The organism is Anaeromassilibacillus sp. SJQ-1 (genome assembly GCF_046693725.1).
GTDB lineage: Bacteria > Bacillota > Clostridia > Oscillospirales > Acutalibacteraceae > Anaeromassilibacillus.
Window position 1 is genome coordinate 1 of record NZ_JBKEIV010000001.1, and the last position, 21,446, is coordinate 21,446.

Here is a 21,446-nt window from a genome sequence, read left to right on the forward strand (position 1 = left end):
ATGTAGCCTGCTTCGTTCGGTTATAGAACCGATATTAACCAGAACGACTTCCATACTCGTGTGAGTTTTTCGCGTTTATCGTGAAACGCTTTCGCGTTTTTCGTGCGCCGCTTCATCGTGGGTAGCGATATTCACGTGCCGCTGTTTGGAAGGCAATCACCTCACTGCGAGACGCAGGCTATGAGATCGATTCAGCCACCAACCGGGGATACCGTTCGGTTTCTTCTCCGGGATGTACTCACCCCGGAAGAAGTGGGATATGGGTTGCAAACAAAGACGCTAGGCGCAAAAATCTTTGCGTTTGCGGAAGTAGATTCTACCAATGAAGAAGCTAAACGCCAGGCCCAGTGTGGCGCACCGGATGGCAGTGTATTCATTGCAGAACGTCAAACCGGCGGTAAAGGCCGCTTAGGGCGTGCATGGAAGTCTCCAGAGGGTACGGGAATTTGGTTCAGCATCTTGCTTCGTCCCAGTCTGCTCCCTACAGAAATCAGCAATATCACTCTGCTGGCCGGAATCGCAGTATGCAGGGCGGTCCGTTCTGTGACGGGCTGTGAAGCCTGTATCAAATGGCCAAACGATGTTGTGATTGGCAGCCGTAAGATCTGCGGTATCCTGACAGAACTAGCGGCAGAAATCGATCGGGTAGAGTATATAGTCTTAGGCATTGGAATCAATGCAAATATGGAAGCTTTTCCCGGAGAACTGGCAGAAAAAGCCACCTCTCTTCGAATGGAAGCTGGCAAATCATTTTCACGTGCCGCTGTCCTACGAGCCGTGCTGGAAGAGTTGGAACCCCTTCTCGAAAAAAGCTCAGATGGGCAATGCGCTGTCTTACGTCCTCGACGAGTATAAGTCCCTATGCATTTCCTTACATCGCCGCGTGGGCTTTTTCTGGGATGGCAAAAAGCAGACGGGTACGGCTGTGGACATCTCTCCCTTGGGTGAATTGATTGTGGAGCTTGATGAGGGCGGCCATGTAGCCATCAACGCAGGGGAAGTCGTCGTACAGGGAATCTATGGACAGGTTCTTCCGGAGGCTTGGAATACAAACCAGTAAAATTTGTAAGCAATCTAAACAGTAGGAGCTTTTATTTCTCAGATAGGGGTTGAATCGCAATGGATTCCCATATTCTCCAAAAATCGATTCTGCCAGAAGGATGCCCCCGCGAAGTTTCCCACAAAAAACCCTTGTATTCCCATTCCTTATACTCCTGTACAACGAGGACGCTTCTACTGTTCACCCCCTGCGAACCTTCGTTGGTACAAAGGAACTCTCCCAAATGGGACGTCCGTCCCAGCTAAATGATCCGCAAAAATATCCGTCCAAACTGATGCTTGCACAGAACTGGTATCGAGCAGAAAAAAGAGCTTTTATACGGAAGTTTTTGTCTCCAAATGAGAAAGCGATCCATTTGGGATCGAACTGCCATACCGGGCAGCGTTTTGGAGCGTTGCATTCATCTATATCACTTTTTCTAGTTCCAAATGCGATAGGAAAAGATATTTAAATTGATTGCCAAATAAAAAGACGCCCGGAACACAGCCAAACCGGCTGTGATTCTAGGCGTCTTTTTTGTCTTTTATTTATCAGAAAATAGCAGTTGTAATTGCCGTGAAAATCCACTTGGCTGTACAATTGTACAGTTTCCGTTTATTTGCGTTTGAAGCCATCCTTCAAGGAAACAGAACGATTGAACACCGGATGTTGCGGTGTGCTGTCGCGGTTGTCCGCGCAGAAGTACCCTTGACGCATAAACTGGAAGGACTGGCCGGGTTTGGCCTGTGCCAGAGAAGGCTCCACTTTACAGCCGGTTAGTACCTCGAGGGAATCCGGGTTGAGCACTTCAAGAAATTCATGGGCATCTGGGTCCGGTACGGCAAACAGATTGCCATAAAGGCGAACTTCTGCATCGATCGATGTCTGTGCATCCGCCCAATGGATGGTACTCTTTACCTTGCGGCCGTCCGGTGTATTGCCCCCGCGCGTCTGCGGGTCGTATTCCGCATATACCTCGACTACATTGCCGTTCTCATCCTTCTTACAACCGGTACAACGTACCACATAGGCGGTCTTCAGCCGCACCTCATTGCCGGGAAACAGGCGGAAATATCCCTTCACCGGTTCTTCCATGAAGTCCTCCTGTTCAATCCACAGTTCGCGCGAGAAGGAAACTGTCCGTGTTCCGTCCTCCGGCTTTCCAGGATTGTTCTCCACCTCAAAGGTCTCTATCTGCCCCTCGGGATAATTTGTTAGAATTAGCTTCATCGGATGTAGAACCGCCATCACGCGCTGCGCATGTTCGTTCAGATCCTCCCGCAGGCAGTGCTCCAAAAAGCCATATTCCACGGTACTGTTCACTTTCGAAACACCGATGCGCTCGCAAAAATTGCGGATCGACGTAGGTGTGTACCCACGGCGGCGCAGCCCGCAAATGGTCGGCATACGCGGATCATCCCAACCGGATACATAGTGATCCTCGACCAGTTTGCGCAGCTTGCGTTTGCTCATCACGGTATAATTAATCCCCAGGCGCGCAAATTCAATCTGACGCGGTTTTGCAGGAAGATCGACATGCTCGATCACCCAATCATAGAGCGGCCGATGATCCTCAAACTCCAACGTGCAAAGGGAATGCGTAATCCCTTCCAAAGCATCCTCGATCGGATGCGCAAAGTCATACATTGGGTAGATGCACCAATTGTCCCCAGTGCGATGATGATGCAAGTGGTTGATTCGATAGATCACCGGGTCACGCATGTTAAAATTGCCGGAGGCCAAATCAATCTTCGCGCGCAGTGTCATCTTGCCATCTTCAAACTCGCCCGCTTTCATCCGCGCAAACAGATCCAAACTTTCTTCCACCGGCCGGTCGCGATAGGGGCTGACCGCAGGATGCGTCAAATCACCGCGATTTTCACGCATCTGCTCCGGCGTCAACTCACAGACATAGGCTAATCCCTTGCGAATAAGCTGTACCGCCGCCTCATACATCTTCGGGAAATAATCCGAAGCATAGTAGAACCGGTCTTCCCAAGAATAACCGAGCCATGCAATGTCTTCTTTAATTGCATCGACATACTCCACGTCCTCTTTGGTCGGATTGGTATCATCCATCCGTAGATTGCACAGGCCGTTGTATTTCTCTGCTGTACCAAAATCAACATAGATGGCCTTTGCGTGGCCGATGTGCAAATAGCCATTTGGCTCCGGCGGAAAGCGCGTATGCACCGTTTGACCGGCATAGCGGCCTCCCTCTGCAAGATCCTCCTCAATAAAGTCGTGGATAAATTGCTCCAGCCCTCGGCTTCCTCCGGCTTTTTGATCTCGTCACTCATACTGCCATCTCCTTTTTATTTCTTCAGCTTCTCCAGGCCTACCCGCAGCCTGCGCAAGGATTCTTCCTTACCCAATATTGCCAGAATCTCCATTGCACCGCCGGGCGTGACCTGCTTGCCAGCCGCCGCGATTCGGACCGGCCAAAGTAGCGTTCCATTCTTTACTTCCAATCGTTGTGCCAAAGCGATCAATTGATCGTGAATGGTTTCCAGCTGCCAATCCGAAACGCTTTCCAGTTCAGCAATCGCTGCTTCGAGCATGGTGACGGAATTCTCTAAGTTCGTCTTACTTTTCTTATTGACGAAGAGATCCACTGGATACTCCGGCAGCTCCTGGAAGAAGCCGATGATTTCCGGGATCTCCGTCAACTTGGTGACGCGGGGCTGCAAAATAGAAGCCAACACGGGCCAATTCATCTTTTTATCCCCAAATACCTGCTGAAAATATGGCATGGCCACTTCGATAAAGGTATCCTGGGGCATAGCGCGAAGATATTCCGCGTTAAACCATGTCAGCTTATCATAATCAAATACTGCCGGCGATTTGCTGATTCCCTCAATGGAGAAATTTTCCACCAATTCCGGTAATGTAAACAGCTCTCGGTTTTCTTTTGGGCACCATCCCAGCAAAGCAATATAGTTTGTGATTGCCTCTGGAAGATATCCCTCCGCTAAAAGATCGGCAAATCCGGTCGCACCGTGCCGCTTGGAAAGCTTGGAAACACTTCCGTCCTCATTCTTTCCCATGATTAATGGCAGATGCACATAGGTCGGCACCTCCCAGCCAAATGCTTCATAAAGCAAATTATACTTAGGAGTCGATGTGAGATATTCACAACCGCGCACCACATGCGTGATGTGCATCAGATGGTCGTCAATCACATTGGCAAAATTGTATGTAGGATACCCATCGGACTTTAAAAGAATTTGATCCTCTAGCTCACGATTTTCAATGGTAATATCGCCGTAAACCACATCATGGAATGTCGTAGATCCCTCGATTGGCATTTTTTGCCGGATTACATAAGGGGTCCCTGCTTTTAGGAGTTTGTCCACCTCTTCCTGTGGCAAATCACGACAATGACGGTCATAACCGCCGCCCTCTTGTGCTTCATGCAGGGCATCCAAACGCTCCTTCGTACAGAAGCAATAATAGGCTTTGCCCTCTCGGACAAGCTGTTCCGCATAAGGCTTGTATAAATCCTTGCGCTTGCTCTGAACATATGGGCCAAAATCGCCACCCACATCCGGACCTTCGTCATGCTTGAGTCCTACTTGTTCCAAGGTACGATAGATCACATCAACCGCACCTTCCACCAGGCGTTCCTGGTCGGTATCCTCTATACGCAATACAAACTGACCGTCCATAGATTTTGCAATCAGATATTCGTATAGCGCCGTGCGCAGATTTCCCACATGCATGAATCCTGTGGGGCTCGGCGCAAATCTTGTTCTTACGGCTTGCTTTTGCATCCTAAACCCGCCTCTCCTTTTTCCATCAGCGCGCTGGAAAATCACCAGCGCGCGCCCTCATGCCCCGGATCAAACTCCGGCGTCTCAATTCTTTTATTATACCAAATATGCACAGGATTTCAACGTTGATTTTCCAGGTATTCCACGTATTCTTCCAAACAAAAATGGCGTTCCTGCATCGCTTTGGCATGTTCTGGGCCCACATAACGATAATGCCAAGGCTCAAAACGAATTTTTGTGATCTCCTGTTTATCCTCGGGGTAACGTAAAATAAAACCGTACTCAACTGCATGTTCCGCCAGCCATTCATATTCAGGCGTGGTGTCAAAATCCTCACGGACGCCGTTTAGGTCGATCGCCAAACCGGTGTTGTGCTCGCTACAGCCCGGCCGCGCCACTGAAAGAGCCGCTACAGCTTCTGCCTGCTGCAACCCCATGCCGTTGTCCTGGTTTTCCTCCACTGCCCGGTCAAATAATTCACTCTGCCGTTGCACACTCCGATAGCCAGAAGAAATCCATAGGGAAACGCCATCTGCCTGTGCAGCTGCCTGCATTTTTTGAAAAGGCTCTACGATACGTTCGTCTACATCCACGCCATATAAATTCACTATATTGCGGTGAAAGTCATCCGGCATCGTTTCACTGTAATTTACCAATACCAACAAATCGTCCTCCGCTGGCGATTTTTCTGGCTTTGCATTGGCCTGCGCAACATCTCCTTTGGGCTTTTCTGCCGAGGAGAAGGTTGGCTCTCCTTCCACCGCAGAGGATATAGGCGCTTCTTCTGGCTTTGCAGAAGCCTGCTCCATCGTAAAAATAAAAACGGTACTTACGGCTGCAGTGGTTACTGCAGCCGCCAATAGAGCGCCGACCGAAAGAAAAAACATCTTCACTTTGGATCTTCTTTTTTTCATGGCTTCTTTCATCCCTGTCCTTCAAACATTGCGGGTATTTCTCCCGAAACTATTGTTACACGGAGCAGGGAATTCATACCGATTTTGCGAAATCACCAAGTTTTTACAGGGAAACACTCGGATGATTCTCTTTCTTTTCGCACAAACTATCCGTATTATTTGACGATAGGAGGGAAAAGCATGGAAGATTTGCCTCTTGGCCTTGGTATGGCTCTCGCACAGCGTTCCGAAGCTATGCAGCAATTTTGTGCACTGACCGATGAAGAGCAGCGTATGGTGATCAACCATACGCATCAGATTCATTCCAAACAGGAGATGCAGGCTTATGTAGACCGTTTAGCGGAGCACGCCCCTTTGGGATAATCGCACCGAATCCCATCCTTTTTCATAAACTGGTGTGTAACACGCGGGCAAAATAAAAGCCGAAAACGTATTAACCAGCGTTTCGGGTACAATTGGGTGGGATGTATGAACGACTGTTGTTACGGGAAAAATTGATCGCAGCTGGAACCGCCATTGCCTTTCAGCTTGCACAGGAGTGCCGTCCCGAAGATCTGGAATTGTTAAGCGATCTTTTCAATGTAATCGGAGAACAGCTTGCACTTTTGGCAAACACAAAAGCGGTCTACAAGCTTCGCTGTGATTCTAGCCGGACAATGCTTCCTGAGCAGAGTCAAGGCCCCTCATGAGCAATGCTATACGAAATCCGCATGCTTGTCCTACTGTCATGCGGATTTCTGTTTATGTTGGAATATTCCGAAATTTCTCCAGATATATTGCAACCGAGCGAGACATTTCCCTGGAAAATGAAGACAAGTACTTGCGTTTGCAAAAAGCGTTCATATAAGATGTATAGTCAAATGGCAGGCGATTTTCACGTTCTGCTTGTTCTCGAAACCAATGTTCATGTTCTTGAGCTGAAAATTTCCGATAGCAATTCTCCTGCACAATATAAGCAGAAGAGAAGCGCTGTGGCTTCTTTCGCTGTTTTTGCTGTTCCGTCGGATACCCATATACAACCATTGCCGCAGGCATTACGTAATCGGGAAGGTCTAACAGGCATCTATGTTCTTCCACGTTCTCCAATATATCGCCGATATAACAGGAACCTACCCCCAAACTTTCGGCCGCAACCACGCTATTCTGTGCCGCAATACAGGCATCTGCCATCGCAAGCATTAAATCCCCTTCTGTCGGAAGGCGAGGGTGGCAACCCGCGAAAACAAATGCATCGTACCAACGCTGAAAATCAGCCAGAAAGAGCAATACCAGCGGCGCCTTTGCAATGAATGGTTGGTGATCGCAGGTTTCTGCCAGTTGTTCTTTCAAAGATGGGGCCGTAATCCGTAAAATGGTATACAACATTTGATTCCCTGCTGTCGGCGCCTGCATCGCCGCTTGTATGATGGCCTCCTGCACCTCCTGTGGAATCGGTTTTTCTAAAAAGACCCGTGTGGATTTTCGATCCCATAAACACTGCAAAATTGAATTCATAACCATCGCATTCGCTCCCTTCCTTTTGCTGTAAATACTTTCCTTACAAAACCTAACTCGGAGGTTTCCATGGAGAAAGAAATTTGGTATCACAAATTGAATACTTATTTTGTCATCTTCTATTTGCTTTTTAGCTTTTGTCTCATGGGATTTTACCTATTCAATGGACAACTCTATTATGCAGCATTGGGCCTTGGGGATTCTCCTGCTCCTATTGCCCACCGTCTTTGAACGGGCATATAACCTTTCTCCGGTCTATCAATTTCATTTTTTAGCTTACTGTTTTTTATTCTTTTCCTATGTCATAGGGCTGGTGATGCAGGCCTATCACTTTATTCCACTCTATGATAAAATCATGCACACACTTTCCGGAACTTTAGGGATGTTCCTGGGAGTTCTATTGTTCTACCTGTGTAAGGACAAGCAGGAATTTCAAAAACAGGACTATCCCTTGGTGGCTATCACCTCTTTTTCTGTCTCCATGGCGATTGCAGGCTTGTGGGAAATTGGGGAATACCTGATTAGTCTGTTTTTCCTTGCGACCCACAGCGCGTCGCAGAAACCGGCGTATCCGACACCATGCAGGACTTCATCGTATGCATGATCGGAGCTTTGTTATGGCTCCCTTTTCTATATCGGTTTTATCGCAAGGATAAAGCTGATTTTTTGATGAATTGCCTTCTCATCTTTTTCAAAAAGAATGCAAAACACTCGCATACGTACAACCAATCGCGTCTTTAAAACGATAAGCGTTCCTTTCCAAGTCTATCAGGAACAATTGATCCCTTTTGAGAATATTCTATATGAAAAACGGGAGATTTCGGCAGTCGCCCGCAGAAAAAAAGGAAAGGCGGTATCGAATATGATTCCCATGTATCCGTACATAAAGCACGAGACAAAATGCAAGGAAATTCCTGTCCCCTTCCCACCGCAACATCAGTATAGCCAACCTGGTATGGAATATCTGATGGAACCTAGCCCGATCTCTGAAAATATCGAAACACGAGGAAGTGGAAAACTTCAAGATCGGGTTGCCATTATCACTGGCGGCGATAGTGGCATCGGGCGTGCTGTTGCCTATGCCTTTGCAAAGGAAGGCGCAGATATTGTCATCGCCTATCTCAATGAACATCGTGATGCACAAGAAACCAAAGAGCACGTCGAAAAGCTCGGGCGAAAATGTCTTCTTATCTCCGGCGATCTCAAAAAAGAATCCGTATCCAAAGAAATCGTCCGGCAGGCAATCCATTGTTTTGGAAAAATCGATATTCTTGTCAACAACCACGCTGTACAATTCCTCCAAAAAAGCATCCTGGATTTATCAGCCGAACAGCTTGATTTGACCTTTCGTACCAATGTCTACAGTTATTTCTACATGATTAAGGCTGCACTGCCCTACTTAAAGCCGGGAAGTTCCATCATCAATACAACGTCCGTCACCGCTTACAGAGGAAGTCCGGAACTCTTGGACTACAGTGCTACAAAAGGTGCCATTGTGTCCCTAACCCGTTCTCTTTCCCTCAATTTAGTAGAACGTGGCATTCGAGTCAATGGCGTTGCCCCCGGGCCAATTTGGACTCCGCTGATTCCCGCTTCCTACTCTGCAAGAGAAGTGGAAACTTTTGGGACCTATACCTCACAAGTTCCTATGATGCGAGCTGGTCAACCGTTCGAAGTCGCAACCAGTTATGTCTTCCTTGCAAGCGACGATGCCAGCTATATGTCAGGACAAATCCTTCACCCGGACGGGGGAACCATTGTCAACAGTTAATCCAGCACAATCGAAACTCCTTTATAGGATAACCCTACATAAACACAAAAATAGACTACACTCTCCGGTCCATAAATTTGTAGAATTCTTAGAGATAGAAAAAGGGTTTCATCCTAATGGATGAAACCCTTCATAAGCAAGTAAAAATTACTCGTTGATCTTGATAACAACACCGGAACCAACCGTACGGCCGCCCTCACGGATAGCGAAACGGAGGCCTTCCTCGATTGCGATCGGGGTAATCAATTCAACGTCCATCTCGACGTTATCGCCAGGCATGCACATCTCGGTGCCTTCCGGCAGATTGATAACACCGGTAACGTCGGTCGTTCTGAAATAGAACTGCGGACGATAGTTGTTAAAGAACGGAGTATGACGGCCACCTTCATCCTTTGTCAGGACGTAAACCTGGCCGCGAAACTTCGTGTGCGGATGAATGGTGCCCGGCTTTGCGAGAACCTGTCCACGCTCGATTTCCGTTCTCTGAATACCACGAAGCAAAGCGCCAACGTTGTCGCCAGCCTCAGCAAAGTCGAGAACCTTGCGGAACATCTCCAGACCTGTGATAACGGTCTTCTTGCGCTCCTCGGTCAAGCCGATGATCTCAACTTCTTCGCCAACCTTTGCCATACCGCGCTCCACTCTACCAGTCGCAACAGTACCACGGCCGGTGATGGTGAAGACGTCCTCAACAGGCATCAAGAACGGCAGGTCGGACTTACGCTCCGGAGTCGGAATGTAGCTATCAACAGCAGCCATCAGCTCATGGATGCACTTGTACTCCGGTGCACTCGGGTCCTTCAGACTCGGACTCCAGAGCCTGGAGAGCAGAACCACGGACAATCGGGGTGTCATCGCCCGGGAACTCATACTCGTTCAACAGGTCGCGGATTTCCATCTCGACCAGATCGAGCAGCTCCGGATCGTCAACCTGATCCGCTTTGTTCATGAACACAACGATATACGGCACGCCAACCTGACGGGAGAGCAGGATGTGCTCTCTGGTCTGCGGCATCGGGCCGTCAGCAGCGGAAACAACCAGGATAGCGCCGTCCATCTGAGCAGCACCGGTGATCATGTTCTTAACATCGTCAGCATGGCCGGGGCAGTCAACGTGTGCATAGTGACGGGTTGCAGTCTGATATTCCACGTGCGCGGTGTTGATCGTGATACCACGCTCTCTCTCTTCAGGAGCCTTATCGATATTTGCATAATCGACGAACTCTGCGTCGCCCTCCAGGTTGAGGACCTTCGTGATCGCAGCAGTCAGTGTGGTCTTACCATGGTCAACGTGGCCGATGGTGCCAATGTTAATATGCGGTTTGGATCTTTCGAATTTTGCTTTTGCCATTGGGATTCTCCTCCTTTTATAATACAGATCAGAGATTTTTTAAGTTCAGAACTATGCTTATCATTTTACCAAGGAAATGGCGAAAAATCAAGCATATTTTGTAACTTATTCAGCCTTTTTCCCGCGTTCGCTGATGATGGAATCCGAAACAAACTTCGGAACCTCAGCATAGTGATCCGGTTCCATCGTATACTGGCCTCTGCCCTGTGTCTTCGAACGCATGTCGGTTGCATAACCGAACATCACGGACAGCGGAACCATCGCGGTGATCTGCTGAGCGCCGGAAACAGCGTCCATGCCCTGGATCATGCCGCGGCGGGCGTTCAGGTCGCCGATAACGTCGCCCATGTAATCCTCGGGCACGGTAACAACAACCTTCATGATTGGCTCCAAAATCACCGGGTCAGCCTTCTTCATTGCCTCCTTGAACGCCATAGAACCAGCGATCTTAAAGGCCATCTCAGAGGAGTCAACCTCGTGATAAGAACCATCATACAGTGTAACCTTTACATCTACAACGTTGTAGCCTGCCAAGACACCGGAGAGCATTGCACCCTGGATACCTTGGTCAACCGCCGGAATATATTCCTTCGGAATCGAGCCACCAACCGTCGCATTGACGAACTCATAACCCTTCTCCGGGTTTGGCTCGATTTTAATCTTAACATGACCGTACTGGCCTTTACCACCGGACTGTCTTGCGTACTTGGTGTCAACATCCGCCAACTTGCGAATGGTCTCCTTGTAAGCAACCTGCGGCTTACCGACATTTGCTTCCACCTTGAATTCACGCAGAAGTCTGTCCACAATGATCTCCAAGTGGAGCTCGCCCATGCCGGCGATGATGGTCTGGCCGGTCTCCTCATCGGTATATGCCTTAAAGGTCGGGTCCTCTTCCGCCAGCTTTGCCAGCGCAATACCCATCTTTTCCTGGCCAGCCTTTGTCTTCGGCTCGATAGCCACGCGAATAACCGGCTCCGGGAATTCCATGGATTCCAGAATGACCGGATGCTTTTCATCGCACAGGGTGTCGCCGGTGGTGGTGTTCTTTACACCGATTGCCGCGGCAATATCACCCGCATAGACAATGTCGATATCCTGGCGGTGATTTGCGTGCATCTGCAAAATACGGCCGATTCTCTCATTGCTGTCCTTTACAGAGTTGTAAACTGTAGCGCCCGCACTCAATGTACCGGAGTACACACGGAAATAGCACAGCTTTCCAACAAATGGGTCAGCCGCAATCTTAAATGCAAGTGCAGAGAAGGGCTCATCGTCGGATGCATGACGATCCTCTTCCTCGCCTGTCTCCGGGTTTACACCACGGATTGCAGGGATGTCGGTCGGAGCCGGCATATAGTCGATGATCGCATCCAGGAGCTTCTGCACGCCCTTGTTCTTATAGGAAGTACCACAAGTCACTGGAACCATCGTATTGGCAATGGTGGACTTACGGATTGTACGAACAATCTCTTCCCTAGTGAGCTCTTCACCGGAGAGATATTTCTCCATGAGCTCGTCGTCCTGCTCAGCAACATGCTCAAGCAGTGCATTGTGATATTCCTCGGCAATGTCAACCATATCCTCCGGAATATCCTCGACGCGCATATCCTTGCCCATGTCGTCATAGTAGACGTCCGCCTTCATATCGATCAGGTCGATGATCCCACGGAAGGTATCTTCGCTGCCGATCGGAAGCTGAATCGGAACGGCATTACACTTCAAGCGCTCCTTCATCATCTTGACGACATTATAGAAGTCAGCGCCCATGATGTCCATCTTATTGACATACGCCATACGCGGAACATGATATTCCTCAGCCTGGCGCCAAACCGTTTCGGACTGGGGCTCAACGCCACCCTTTGCGCAGAAAACGGTTACAGAACCGTCCAGTACGCGCAGGGAACGTTCCACCTCAACGGTGAAGTCCACGTGGCCGGGAGTGTCAATGATGTTGATGCGGTGGCCTTTCCAGAAGCAGGTCGTAGCAGCAGAGGTAATCGTGATACCTCTCTCCTGCTCCTGCGCCATCCAGTCCATCGTTGCAGCACCGTCGTGCGTCTCGCCGATCTTGTGGTTAACACCCGTATAATACAGAATACGTTCTGTCGTCGTTGTTTTACCGGCATCGATGTGCGCCATGATACCGATATTGCGGGTCATTTCGAGTGATACCTGCCTTGGCATAGTTTCCTCCTTAAAGTTCTGAAAATAGTATACAGCCTGCGCCGATTACCATCTGTAATGTGCGAAAGCTCTGTTAGCCTCTGCCATCTTGTGCGTATCGTCACGCTTCTTGGCAGCACCGCCAGCACCATTAACAGCATCAAGGATCTCGCCGGCAAGTCTTTCCTTCATGGTCTTTTCAGATCTGAGTCTGGAATAGTTGGTCATCCAGCGCAGGCCCAAGGTCTGTCTTCTCTCTGGACGAACCTCCATCGGCACCTGGTAGGTAGCGCCGCCGACACGGCGGGCCTTAACTTCGAGCTGCGGCATGACGTTTTCCATCGCCTGCTCAAAGACCTCCAGCGGCTCTTTGCCGGTCTTTTCACGAATAATATCAAATGCACCATAGACAATTTTCTGAGCAACGCCCTTCTTGCCGTCGTACATGATATTGTTGATAAGACGAGTTACAAGCTTCGAATTGTAAAGCGGATCGGGCAAAACATCACGTTTTGCAATATTTCCTCTTCTTGGCACTTTACTTCCCTCCTTCACAGAATGATATCATAGGTACTCGAAAGCGACAAACTCCCGTTGGCCAACACAGAGGCGTCCGCTATAGAAAATCTATATAAAACGCCGCTGCATTGTGTTTTGTGTCAAACATGCAGCCGTTCGGATCTTGTCAAATTTAGAGTGTAGCTTTGGCTCTTACTTTGTAGCCTTACCAGCCTTCGGACGCTTCGCACCATACTTGGAACGAGCCTGCATACGCTTTGCAACGCCCTGGGCATCCAGCGTACCACGGATAATATGGTAACGGACACCAGGAAGGTCCTTAACACGGCCGCCGCGGATCATCACGACGCTGTGTTCCTGCAGGTTGTGGCCCACACCGGGGATATAAGCGCTGACTTCGATTCCATTGGAGAGCCTTACTCTGGCGATCTTACGAAGAGCAGAGTTCGGCTTCTTCGGGGTAGCCGTCTTAACAGACGTGCAAACACCACGCTTTTGCGGGGAATCCTGATCAATCGCAATGCGCTTCTTGGAGTTCCAGCCCTTCAAAAGTGCAGGAGCCTTTGCCTTCTTTTCGCTTACCTCACGGCCAGTATGAACTAACTGGTTAAATGTTGGCATACGACACCTCCTCACATAAAAGAAAATATATGTCAAGCGGAAAACCGCTGAACACCTAGCGAAAAAGGGATTAAACACAATTTTATCCTGTTCCAGAAAAGAAATTCCTGGAACAGGATAAATTTTTATAAGTTTCGTAAGGCACAGGGAATATTCCCCGAATTTCACGGGCTTTTCCCGCGGATTTTATTCATCCTTCCCACATATTGCAGAATCTGGAAGAATTTGATCCGCCCCGCCGTTACAATTGAATATTATAGCGCTAAATGGCTTGATTTGTCAAGTCCTCACCTTCATGTTCGATCTCAACGCCGCTATAGCATTTCATGCCTGTGCCGGCCGGGACCAACTTACCGATGATGACATTTTCCTTCAAACCGAGCAGCGGGTCCACCTTGCCTTTGATAGCAGCATCGGTCAACACGCGGGTCGTCTCCTGGAAAGAGGCAGCCGAGAGGAACGAATCGGTCGCCAAGGAGGCCTTGGTAATACCCAACAGGGTCGGCGAACAGGTTGCCTCGCGCAGATCGGGTTCTCCCGCAGCAATGCGCTCCCGAACGATTTGATTTTCTGCCTCAAACTCGGTCTTTTCAACCAAAGAACTGGGCAGAAGCTTCGTATCGCCCGGATCTTCGACCTTGACCTTCTTCATCATCTGGCGCACAATGACCTCGATATGCTTGTCGTTGATGTCAACGCCCTGCATCCGGTAAACACGCTGTACTTCTTCAATCAGATAATCCTCCACCGCATGTGTACCGCTGATCGCAAGTACATCGTGCGGATTTACCGAACCTTCTGTAATGCGCGTCCCTTTATCGATTACGTCGCCCTCATTGACGATGATACGGGAACCAAAGGGAATCAAATAGGACTTGCTTTCGCCGCTCTCCTGGTCGGTTACAACCACATGACGATTTTTCTTAATATCTTCAAACGTTACCCGGCCGCCAATCTCACTGATAATGGCCAGATGCTTTGGCTTACGGCCCTCAAACAGCTCTTCGACGCGGGGAAGACCCTGCGTAATATCCTCTGCGCTGGCGACGCCGCCGGTATGGAAGGTTCTCATGGTCAACTGCGTACCAGGCTCACCGATGGACTGCGCCGCGATGATCCCCACCGCCTCGCCGACGGTAACCGGCTGGCCGTTCGCCAGGTTGGCGCCATAACATTTCTGGCACACACCATGGCGCGCACGGCAGTTCAGAATTGAGCGAACCTTGATGCGCTGTACGCCATGCCCAACAATGATATCTGCATCGTTGTCATCCATCATCTTGTCCTTGGAGACAAGCACCGCCCCCGTCTCCGGGTCGACAAAGTCTTCTACCAGATAGCGTCCAATCAAACGCTCGTGCAGAGACTCAATGGACTCCTTGCCTTCCTTAATATCAAAGACCTCCAGGCCGTCTGTTGCACCGCAGTCCTCCTCGCGGATGATCACATCCTGCGAAACATCGACCAGGCGGCGGGTCAGATAACCGGAGTCCGCGGTACGCAGAGCCGTATCCGCCAAGCCCTTTCGGGCGCCACGGGAAGAAATGAAGTATTCCAAAATGTTCAAACCTTCACGGTAATTTGCACGAATCGGAATCTCGATCGTCTTACCGGAGGTATTTGCAATCAGACCGCGCATGCCGGCCAACTGACGGATCTGGCTCATGGAACCACGAGCGCCGGAATCTGCCATCATAAAGATCGGGTTGTAGCGGTCCAGCCCCTTCTGCAGAGCGTCCGTTACATCGTTGGTGGCCTTTTCCCAAGTTTTCAAAACGGCGTTGTAACGTTCTCCATCGGAGAGCAAACCGTTTTTGAACTGATCGGTAACCAGATCAATCTTCTTTTCTGCCTCAGAGATGATCTCCTTCTTTTGTGGCGGAATGGTCGCATCACAGACAGCGACCGTGATGGCGCTCTTAGTGGAATACTTATATCCCTGTGCTTTCACAGCGTCCAATACTTCCGAAGTCTTTGGAACACCGTGAACTTTAATACATTTATCGATGATTTTTCCAAGTTGTTTTTTGCCAACCAGGAATTCAATCTCAAACTTGAAGCGGTTTTCTGGGTCCGAACGGTCCACAAAGCCGAGATCCTGCGGAATTGGACGGTTGAAAATCATACGGCCCACGGTGGTATCCACCAAACGGGAAACCTTCTGGCCATCGATCTCCATAGTTCTGCGTACCTTAATCTTCGCATGCAGTCCAACAATATGCGAATCGTACGCCATAATCGCTTCGTCGAAATCACGGAAAACTTTTCCTTCACCCAGCTCTCCGTCTTTTTCCAATGTGAGATAATAGGACCCCAGAACCATGTCCTGCGTTGGAACCGTAACCGGGCGCCCGTCGGAAGGCTTAAGCAGGTTGCCGGCCGCCAGCATCAGGAAGCGGGCTTCCGCCTGCGCTTCGGAGGACAACGGGACGTGTACAGCCATCTGGTCGCCGTCAAAGTCAGCATTGTACGCTGTACATGCCAACGGATGCAACTTCAACGCGCGCCCCTCAACCAACACCGGTTCAAATGCCTGAATGCCCAAACGATGCAGCGTAGGCGCACGGTTGAGCAGCACCGGATGATTCTTGATAACGATTTCCAAAGCATCCCAGACCTCTGGCTTCGCGCGCTCGACCGCTTTTCTGGCCGCCTTGATGTTTCCGGCGGCGCCGGTCTCTACCAAACGTTTCATTACAAATGGCTTAAACAATTCCAACGCCATTTCTTTTGGCAAGCCGCACTGATACATTTTCAGTTCCGGCCCAACCACAATAACGGAACGGCCGGAATAGTCAACACGCTTGCCCAACAGGTTCTGGCGGAAACGCCCCTGTTTGCCTTTCAACATATCGGAAAGGGACTTCAACGGACGGTTGTTCGGGCCAGTGACCGGACGGCCACGGCGGCCATTGTCAATCAATGCATCAACCGCCTCCTGCAACATGCGCTTCTCGTTGCGGACGATGATGTCTGGCGCGCCGAGCTCCAACAGCCGCTTCAAGCGGTTGTTTCGGTTGATGACACGGCGATAGAGGTCGTTCAGGTCAGAGGTCGCAAAACGTCCGCCATCGAGCTGAACCATCGGGCGAATGTCCGGCGGGATGACCGGCACCACGTCGAGAATCATCCACTCCGGACGGTTACCCGAGAGCCGGAATGCCTCAACAACCTCTAGGCGCTTCAAAATACGGACACGCTTCTGACCGGAGGCCGTCGCCAGCTCATCTTTGAGCTCGACGGACTCCTTTTCCAGATCAATTTCCTCCAACAGGGTCTTGATGGCTTCCGCGCCCCATACTGGCCTGGAAATCGTCCTCGTATTTTTCGCGCAGATCACGGTATTCCTTTTCGGTCAAGAGCTGCTTTTTCTGCAGCTCACGCACATTTCCGGGGTCCGTGACAATATACAGGGCAAAATAGAGCACTTTTTCCAGCATGCGGGGGGATATATCCAGAATCAACCCCATCCGGGAAGGGATTCCTTTGAAGTACCAAATATGGGAAACGGGCGCAGCCAACTCAATATGGCCCATGCGCTCGCGGCGAACCTTCGCCCGTGTAACTTCAACGCCGCAGCGGTCGCAGATCTTTCCCTTATAACGGATACGCTTATATTTGCCGCAATGGCATTCCCAGTCCTTCTGCGGTCCAAAGATACGCTCGCAAAAGAGGCCGTCGCGCTCCGGCTTTAGGGTACGGTAGTTGATCGTCTCCGGCTTCTTGACTTCGCCATAGGACCATTCGCGGATCTTGTCCGGCGAAGCCAGCCCGATTTTTATTGATTCAAATTCGTTGAATTCCATTATGTGACCCCCTTCTATTTATTCCTGTTCGCCGTCTCCATCAGAAGAAATGTCAAAGGGTTCCTCCTTCTCAAAAAGATCGTCATCTCCATCGGACGGGAAGTCGTCCCCGTCAAAGAGGTCGTCGTCCTCATGCTCTTCCGTCGAATAGCCATCCAGCTCTCCGTCCTCCACAGTCGGTTCGTCAAACAAATCGTCGGATGGGGTGAAGCCCATATCGTCGTCATCGTCAAAGTTCTGCTTGAGGTCAATTTCTTCGTTGTTCCTATCCAACACCTTGACATCCAAGCCCAAAGACTGCAATTCCTTGATTAGAACCTTGAAGGACTCCGGAACACCCGGTTTCGGAATATTCTGGCCCTTTACAATGGCCTCATAGGTCTTAACACGGCCGACCACATCGTCGGACTTGACGGTCAAAATCTCTTGCAAAGTGTAAGCAGCGCCGTATGCCTCCAGCGCCCAGACCTCCATCTCACCGAAACGCTGGCCGCCAAACTGCGCCTTGCCGCCCAACGGCTGCTGTGTAACCAGCGAATACGGACCGGTTGAGCGAGCATGAATCTTATCGTCGACCAGGTGATGCAGCTTGAGGTAGTACATATAACCAACTGTAACCGGGTTGTCGAAATATTCGCCCGTACGGCCGTCTTTCAAAAGAATCTTACCATCTTCGCGCATACCTGCTTGCTTGAAGCACTCGCGGATGTCGTCTTCATGTGCGCCATCGAAAACCGGGGTCATGATCTTCCAACCGAGCGCTTTGGCAGCCATACCGAGGTGTACTTCCAAAACCTGGCCGATGTTCATACGGGACGGAACGCCCAGGGGATTCAACACAATGTCCAGAGGAGTGCCATCCGGCAGGAACGGCATATCCTCCACCGGCAGGATACGGGATACAACACCTTTGTTTCCGTGGCGGCCCGCCATCTTGTCGCCGACCGAAATCTTTCTCTTCTGCGCAATATAACAGCGCACAACCTTGTTGACGCCGGGGCTCAACTCATCGTGGCTGTTCTCACGGGTAAAGACTTTGACATCCACCACAATGCCATATTCGCCATGGGGTACGCGAAGGGAGGTGTCGCGTACTTCACGGGCCTTTTCGCCAAAGATCGCACGCAGCAAGCGTTCTTCTGCGGTCAGCTCGGTTTCACCCTTCGGTGTAACCTTTCCGACCAGAATGTCGCCCGCACGCACCTCTGCGCCGACGCGGATAATGCCGCTTTCATCGAGGTCACGCAGGAGATCTTCGTTGACGTTCGGAATATCCCGGGTAATCTCCTCCGGCCCAAGCTTTGTATCGCGGGCCTCGGTCTCATATTCTTCAATGTGAATGGACGTATAAACATCATCGCGGACGATCTTTTCACTGATCAAAACCGCGTCCTCGTAGTTGTAACCTTCCCAGGTCATAAAACCGATCAGGGCATTCTTACCCAGGCTGATCTCGCCGTCCTTGGTTGCCGGCCCATCGGCAATGACATCGCCCACCTGAACACGATCTCCCACGCTCACAACCGGAACTTGGTTGACACATGTTCCCTGGTTCGAGCGCATAAATTTGATGATGTGATAGGTGTCGATCTCGCCGTCGTCGCGGGTCACACGGACTTCATCCGCACTGACACTGCGCACCACGCCCGCACGCTTTGCCAGCACACAGACGCCGGAGTCAACACCCGCCTTATATTCCATGCCGGTTCCGACAATCGGAGACTCCGTCCTAAGCAACGGCACTGCCTGCCGCTGCATGTTGGAACCCATCAGTGCACGGTTGGCGTCGTCGTTTTCCAAAAAAGGAATCATCGCCGTTGCAACGGACACAACCATTCGCGGAGAAACATCCATGAAGTCCGCACGTTCGCGCTCCACTTCCACGAATTCATCCCGGGAACGGGCGTTGACCTTTAGATGCTTAAAGCGACCGTCCTCGTCCAACGGTTCGTTTGCCTGTGCAACGATGTATTCATCCTCCATGTCCGCCGTCATATAGACGACTTCGTCGGTGACAATTCCAGTCTCCTTGTCCACTCGGCGATAGGGCGCTTCAATGAACCCGTACTGGTTGATTCGAGCAAACGTTGCCAAATAGGAAATCAGGCCGATGTTCGGGCCTTCCGGTGTCTCAATTGGGCACATGCGGCCGTAGTGGCTATAGTGTACGTCACGGACCTCAAACCCTGCACGGTCTCTGGAGAGTCCGCCCGGACCCAGAGCCGAAAGGCGGCGCTTATGCGTCAGCTCTGCCAACGGATTGGTCTGATCCATAAACTGGGACAACGGCGAAGAACCAAAGAATTCTTTAATCGCCGCTACAACAGGACGGATATTGATGAGCGAATGGGGAGTCAAAACTTCCAAGTCCTGCGCCTGCAGGGTCATACGCTCGCGAATAACGCGCTCCAAACGGGAAAAACCAATACGGAACTGGTTCTGCAACAATTCGCCCACCGAGCGGATACGGCGATTTCCCAAATGGTCAATATCGTCCACACTGCCCAAACCAACCGCCAGGCAGTTCATATAGTTGATCGAGGAAAAAATATCATCGATGATAATGTGTTTGGGAATCAACTCATCCCGGCGGGAGCGGATCATATCCTTGAGCGCCTCGTCATCGTCGCCGCACTCGCCCAAGATCTCCGCCAGTACACTGAAGCGAACCCGTTCATTGATGTCGCATTCTGTCACAGCATCAAAATTCACGAACTTCTGAATGTCCACCATGCCATTGGAAATCACTTTGACTTCGCGTTCGTTCACTGTGACATAGACCACGCTTACACCCGCGTCGTCGATCTCTTTTGCCAACTCGCGGGAGACAACCTGTCCTTCTTCTGCCATCAACTCGCCGGTGAGCGGGTTGACAATCGGTCTGGCCAGCTGCTGGCCGGTGATGCGGCCTGCCAAATTCAGCTTTTTATTGTACTTGTAGCGGCCTACGCGGGAAAGATCGTAACGGCGCGCATCAAAGAAGAGGCCGTTGATGTGGGACTGGGCGCTCTCAATGGTAGGCGGCTCGCTGGGGCGCAATTTCCGATAAACTTCGAAAAGCGCCTCCTCCATGTTTTTACAAGGGTCTTTCTCAATGGTTGCGTTGATGCGGTCATCATCGCCAAAATACTCGCGGATCTCTTCATCGCTGCCCAGGCCAAGGGCGCGGATAAAGACCGTCACAGGGATTTTGCGGTTCTTGTCGATGCGAACATAAAACACATCGTTGGCGTCATTTTCGTATTCCAACCACGCGCCGCGGTTCGGAATAACCGTGGAGCTAAACAATTCCTTGCCGGTCTTGTCATACTCCATCTTATAATAGACGCCGGGAGAACGAACCAACTGGGATACGATCACACGTTCTGCGCCGTTGATTACAAAGGTGCCGCTTTCAGTCATCAGCGGGAAATCGCCCATAAAGACCTCAGATTCCTTGATCTCTCCGCTCTCCTTGTTCAGGAGACGGGCGGTCACCCGGAGTGCAGCCGCATAGGTGGCGTCGCGCTCCTTGCACTCTTCCACGCTATAGTTCGGCTTGTCGACATCCAGTTTGTAGTCCACAAAATCGAGGACCAGATTGCCCGTATAATCTGTGATCCCTGAGACATCCTTAAAAACTTCCTTCAAGCCTTCATCCAGGAACCACTTGTAGGAATTTTTCTGGACCTCGATCAGATTGGGCATATCCAGCACTTCGTCAATGCGTGAGAAGCTCATGCGGACATTTTTGCCGACCTGTACCGGTTTGACATTCACCATTGGCTCAATCACTCCATTCAAAAATTTACCATCCTGATTGTGGCATCTATCTGGGAAACACAACTCTCTTCACAAGAAGGGCTTGCCTTTTTAGAGGAGTTGTGATATGATAATCAAACATGGACATGCGTATATCTTTCCATGATGATGCAGTTTAATATTTTATAACAATATATAGTGTTTGTCAAGGTAATTTGTGGTTTTACCTTGACTTTTTTGTTTTTTTATGC

14 protein-coding genes and 2 pseudogenes are annotated in these 21,446 nt (G+C 50.3%); 6 read left to right on the forward strand and 10 right to left on the reverse strand.

The features are described 5' to 3' along the window. Window positions 1-180: 180 nt before the first annotated feature. Together ACGCCZ_RS00005 and ACGCCZ_RS00010 are read left to right on the forward strand one after the other, a co-directional pair. Window positions 181-855, forward strand: coding sequence for a biotin--[acetyl-CoA-carboxylase] ligase (locus ACGCCZ_RS00005; protein WP_411654979.1), 675 nt, complete (start codon window positions 181-183; stop codon window positions 853-855). Beyond that, window positions 818-1,060, forward strand: a complete 243-nt coding sequence (locus ACGCCZ_RS00010) for a hypothetical protein (protein WP_411654980.1) — start codon at window positions 818-820, stop codon at window positions 1,058-1,060. Before ACGCCZ_RS00005 ends, ACGCCZ_RS00010 begins: the two co-directional genes overlap by 38 nt. Window positions 1,061-1,654: 594 nt before the next feature. On the opposite strand, the gene ACGCCZ_RS00015 is transcribed toward ACGCCZ_RS00010, so the two are convergent. From ACGCCZ_RS00015 to ACGCCZ_RS00025, 3 genes are all read right to left on the reverse strand, one after another. After that, window positions 1,655-3,301: a glutamine--tRNA ligase/YqeY domain fusion protein gene (locus ACGCCZ_RS00015; RefSeq protein WP_411654995.1), complete on the reverse strand. Its 1,647-nt coding sequence runs from the start codon at window positions 3,299-3,301 to the stop codon at window positions 1,655-1,657. A 53-nt stretch (window positions 3,302-3,354) separates the two neighbouring features. Then, window positions 3,355-4,812 (reverse strand): glutamate--tRNA ligase, encoded by a 1,458-nt coding sequence (gene gltX, locus ACGCCZ_RS00020; protein ID WP_054324214.1) that lies wholly within the window; start codon window positions 4,810-4,812, stop codon window positions 3,355-3,357. A gap of 119 nt (window positions 4,813-4,931) precedes the next feature. Further along, window positions 4,932-5,726 (reverse strand): M15 family metallopeptidase, encoded by a 795-nt coding sequence (locus tag ACGCCZ_RS00025; RefSeq protein ID WP_158088986.1) that lies wholly within the window; start codon window positions 5,724-5,726, stop codon window positions 4,932-4,934. 180 nt (window positions 5,727-5,906) lie between these two features. Between ACGCCZ_RS00025 and ACGCCZ_RS00030 the strand changes: the two genes are divergently transcribed. Together ACGCCZ_RS00030 and ACGCCZ_RS00035 are read left to right on the forward strand one after the other, a co-directional pair. Continuing rightward, complete coding sequence (locus ACGCCZ_RS00030) at window positions 5,907-6,089, forward strand: hypothetical protein (protein WP_054324212.1); 183 nt, start codon at window positions 5,907-5,909, stop codon at window positions 6,087-6,089. 92 nt (window positions 6,090-6,181) lie between these two features. Beyond that, window positions 6,182-6,415, forward strand: a complete 234-nt coding sequence (locus ACGCCZ_RS00035) for a hypothetical protein (RefSeq protein ID WP_411654981.1) — start codon at window positions 6,182-6,184, stop codon at window positions 6,413-6,415. Window positions 6,416-6,467: 52 nt separating this feature from the next. Here the strand turns inward: ACGCCZ_RS00035 and ACGCCZ_RS00040 are convergent, their stop codons facing one another. Then, the gene (locus tag ACGCCZ_RS00040) at window positions 6,468-7,220 is read right to left on the reverse strand and encodes a nitroreductase family protein (protein ID WP_411654996.1); all 753 of its coding nucleotides are present in this window, start codon (window positions 7,218-7,220) and stop codon (window positions 6,468-6,470) included. Between the two features lie 163 nt (window positions 7,221-7,383). On the opposite strand from ACGCCZ_RS00040, the gene ACGCCZ_RS00045 reads away from it, so the two are divergent. Together ACGCCZ_RS00045 and ACGCCZ_RS00050 are read left to right on the forward strand one after the other, a co-directional pair. Then, window positions 7,384-7,824 carry a hypothetical protein gene (locus ACGCCZ_RS00045; protein WP_411654982.1) on the forward strand — a complete coding sequence of 147 codons (441 nt, stop codon included), beginning with the start codon at window positions 7,384-7,386 and terminating at the stop codon, window positions 7,822-7,824. Window positions 7,825-8,082: 258 nt separating this feature from the next. Further along, the gene (locus ACGCCZ_RS00050; RefSeq protein ID WP_411654983.1) at window positions 8,083-8,991 is read left to right on the forward strand and encodes an SDR family oxidoreductase; all 909 of its coding nucleotides are present in this window, start codon (window positions 8,083-8,085) and stop codon (window positions 8,989-8,991) included. 147 nt (window positions 8,992-9,138) lie between these two features. On the opposite strand, the pseudogene tuf reads toward ACGCCZ_RS00050, so the two are convergent. From tuf to rpoB, 6 genes and pseudogenes are all read right to left on the reverse strand, one after another. Then, window positions 9,139-10,342: pseudogene (tuf, locus tag ACGCCZ_RS00055) on the reverse strand (elongation factor Tu). Window positions 10,343-10,447: 105 nt separating this feature from the next. After that, a complete protein-coding gene (fusA, locus tag ACGCCZ_RS00060; RefSeq protein WP_411654984.1) occupies window positions 10,448-12,529 on the reverse strand; it encodes an elongation factor G in 2,082 nt (693 codons plus the stop codon). Window positions 12,530-12,574: 45 nt separating this feature from the next. Further along, the gene (gene rpsG / locus ACGCCZ_RS00065) at window positions 12,575-13,045 is read right to left on the reverse strand and encodes a 30S ribosomal protein S7 (protein WP_054324207.1); all 471 of its coding nucleotides are present in this window, start codon (window positions 13,043-13,045) and stop codon (window positions 12,575-12,577) included. A 174-nt stretch (window positions 13,046-13,219) separates the two neighbouring features. Then, window positions 13,220-13,648 (reverse strand): 30S ribosomal protein S12, encoded by a 429-nt coding sequence (gene rpsL, locus ACGCCZ_RS00070; protein ID WP_054324206.1) that lies wholly within the window; start codon window positions 13,646-13,648, stop codon window positions 13,220-13,222. A gap of 262 nt (window positions 13,649-13,910) precedes the next feature. Then, a pseudogene (gene rpoC, locus ACGCCZ_RS00075) lies at window positions 13,911-17,454 on the reverse strand (DNA-directed RNA polymerase subunit beta'). Window positions 17,455-17,472: 18 nt separating this feature from the next. Further along, the gene (gene rpoB, locus ACGCCZ_RS00080) at window positions 17,473-21,216 is read right to left on the reverse strand and encodes a DNA-directed RNA polymerase subunit beta (RefSeq protein ID WP_085534588.1); all 3,744 of its coding nucleotides are present in this window, start codon (window positions 21,214-21,216) and stop codon (window positions 17,473-17,475) included. Between the last annotated feature and the right edge of the window lie 230 nt (window positions 21,217-21,446).

Excerpts from the sequence above, each read along its gene's own strand:
- ACGCCZ_RS00005 (WP_411654979.1), top strand. The coding sequence starts at position 181 with ATGAGATCGATTCAGCCACCAACCGGGGATACCGTTCGGTTTCTTCTC.
- ACGCCZ_RS00010 (WP_411654980.1), top strand. The coding sequence starts at position 818 with ATGGGCAATGCGCTGTCTTACGTCCTCGACGAGTATAAGTCCCTATGC.
- gltX (WP_054324214.1), bottom strand. The coding sequence starts at position 4,812 with ATGCAAAAGCAAGCCGTAAGAACAAGATTTGCGCCGAGCCCCACAGGA.
- ACGCCZ_RS00025 (WP_158088986.1), bottom strand. The coding sequence starts at position 5,726 with ATGAAAAAAAGAAGATCCAAAGTGAAGATGTTTTTTCTTTCGGTCGGC.
- ACGCCZ_RS00030 (WP_054324212.1), top strand. The coding sequence starts at position 5,907 with ATGGAAGATTTGCCTCTTGGCCTTGGTATGGCTCTCGCACAGCGTTCC.
- ACGCCZ_RS00040 (WP_411654996.1), bottom strand. The coding sequence starts at position 7,220 with ATGAATTCAATTTTGCAGTGTTTATGGGATCGAAAATCCACACGGGTC.
- ACGCCZ_RS00045 (WP_411654982.1), top strand. The coding sequence starts at position 7,384 with ATGGACAACTCTATTATGCAGCATTGGGCCTTGGGGATTCTCCTGCTC.
- ACGCCZ_RS00050 (WP_411654983.1), top strand. The coding sequence starts at position 8,083 with ATGATTCCCATGTATCCGTACATAAAGCACGAGACAAAATGCAAGGAA.
- fusA (WP_411654984.1), bottom strand. The coding sequence starts at position 12,529 with ATGCCAAGGCAGGTATCACTCGAAATGACCCGCAATATCGGTATCATG.
- rpsL (WP_054324206.1), bottom strand. The coding sequence starts at position 13,648 with ATGCCAACATTTAACCAGTTAGTTCATACTGGCCGTGAGGTAAGCGAA.
- rpoB (WP_085534588.1), bottom strand. The coding sequence starts at position 21,216 with ATGGTGAATGTCAAACCGGTACAGGTCGGCAAAAATGTCCGCATGAGC.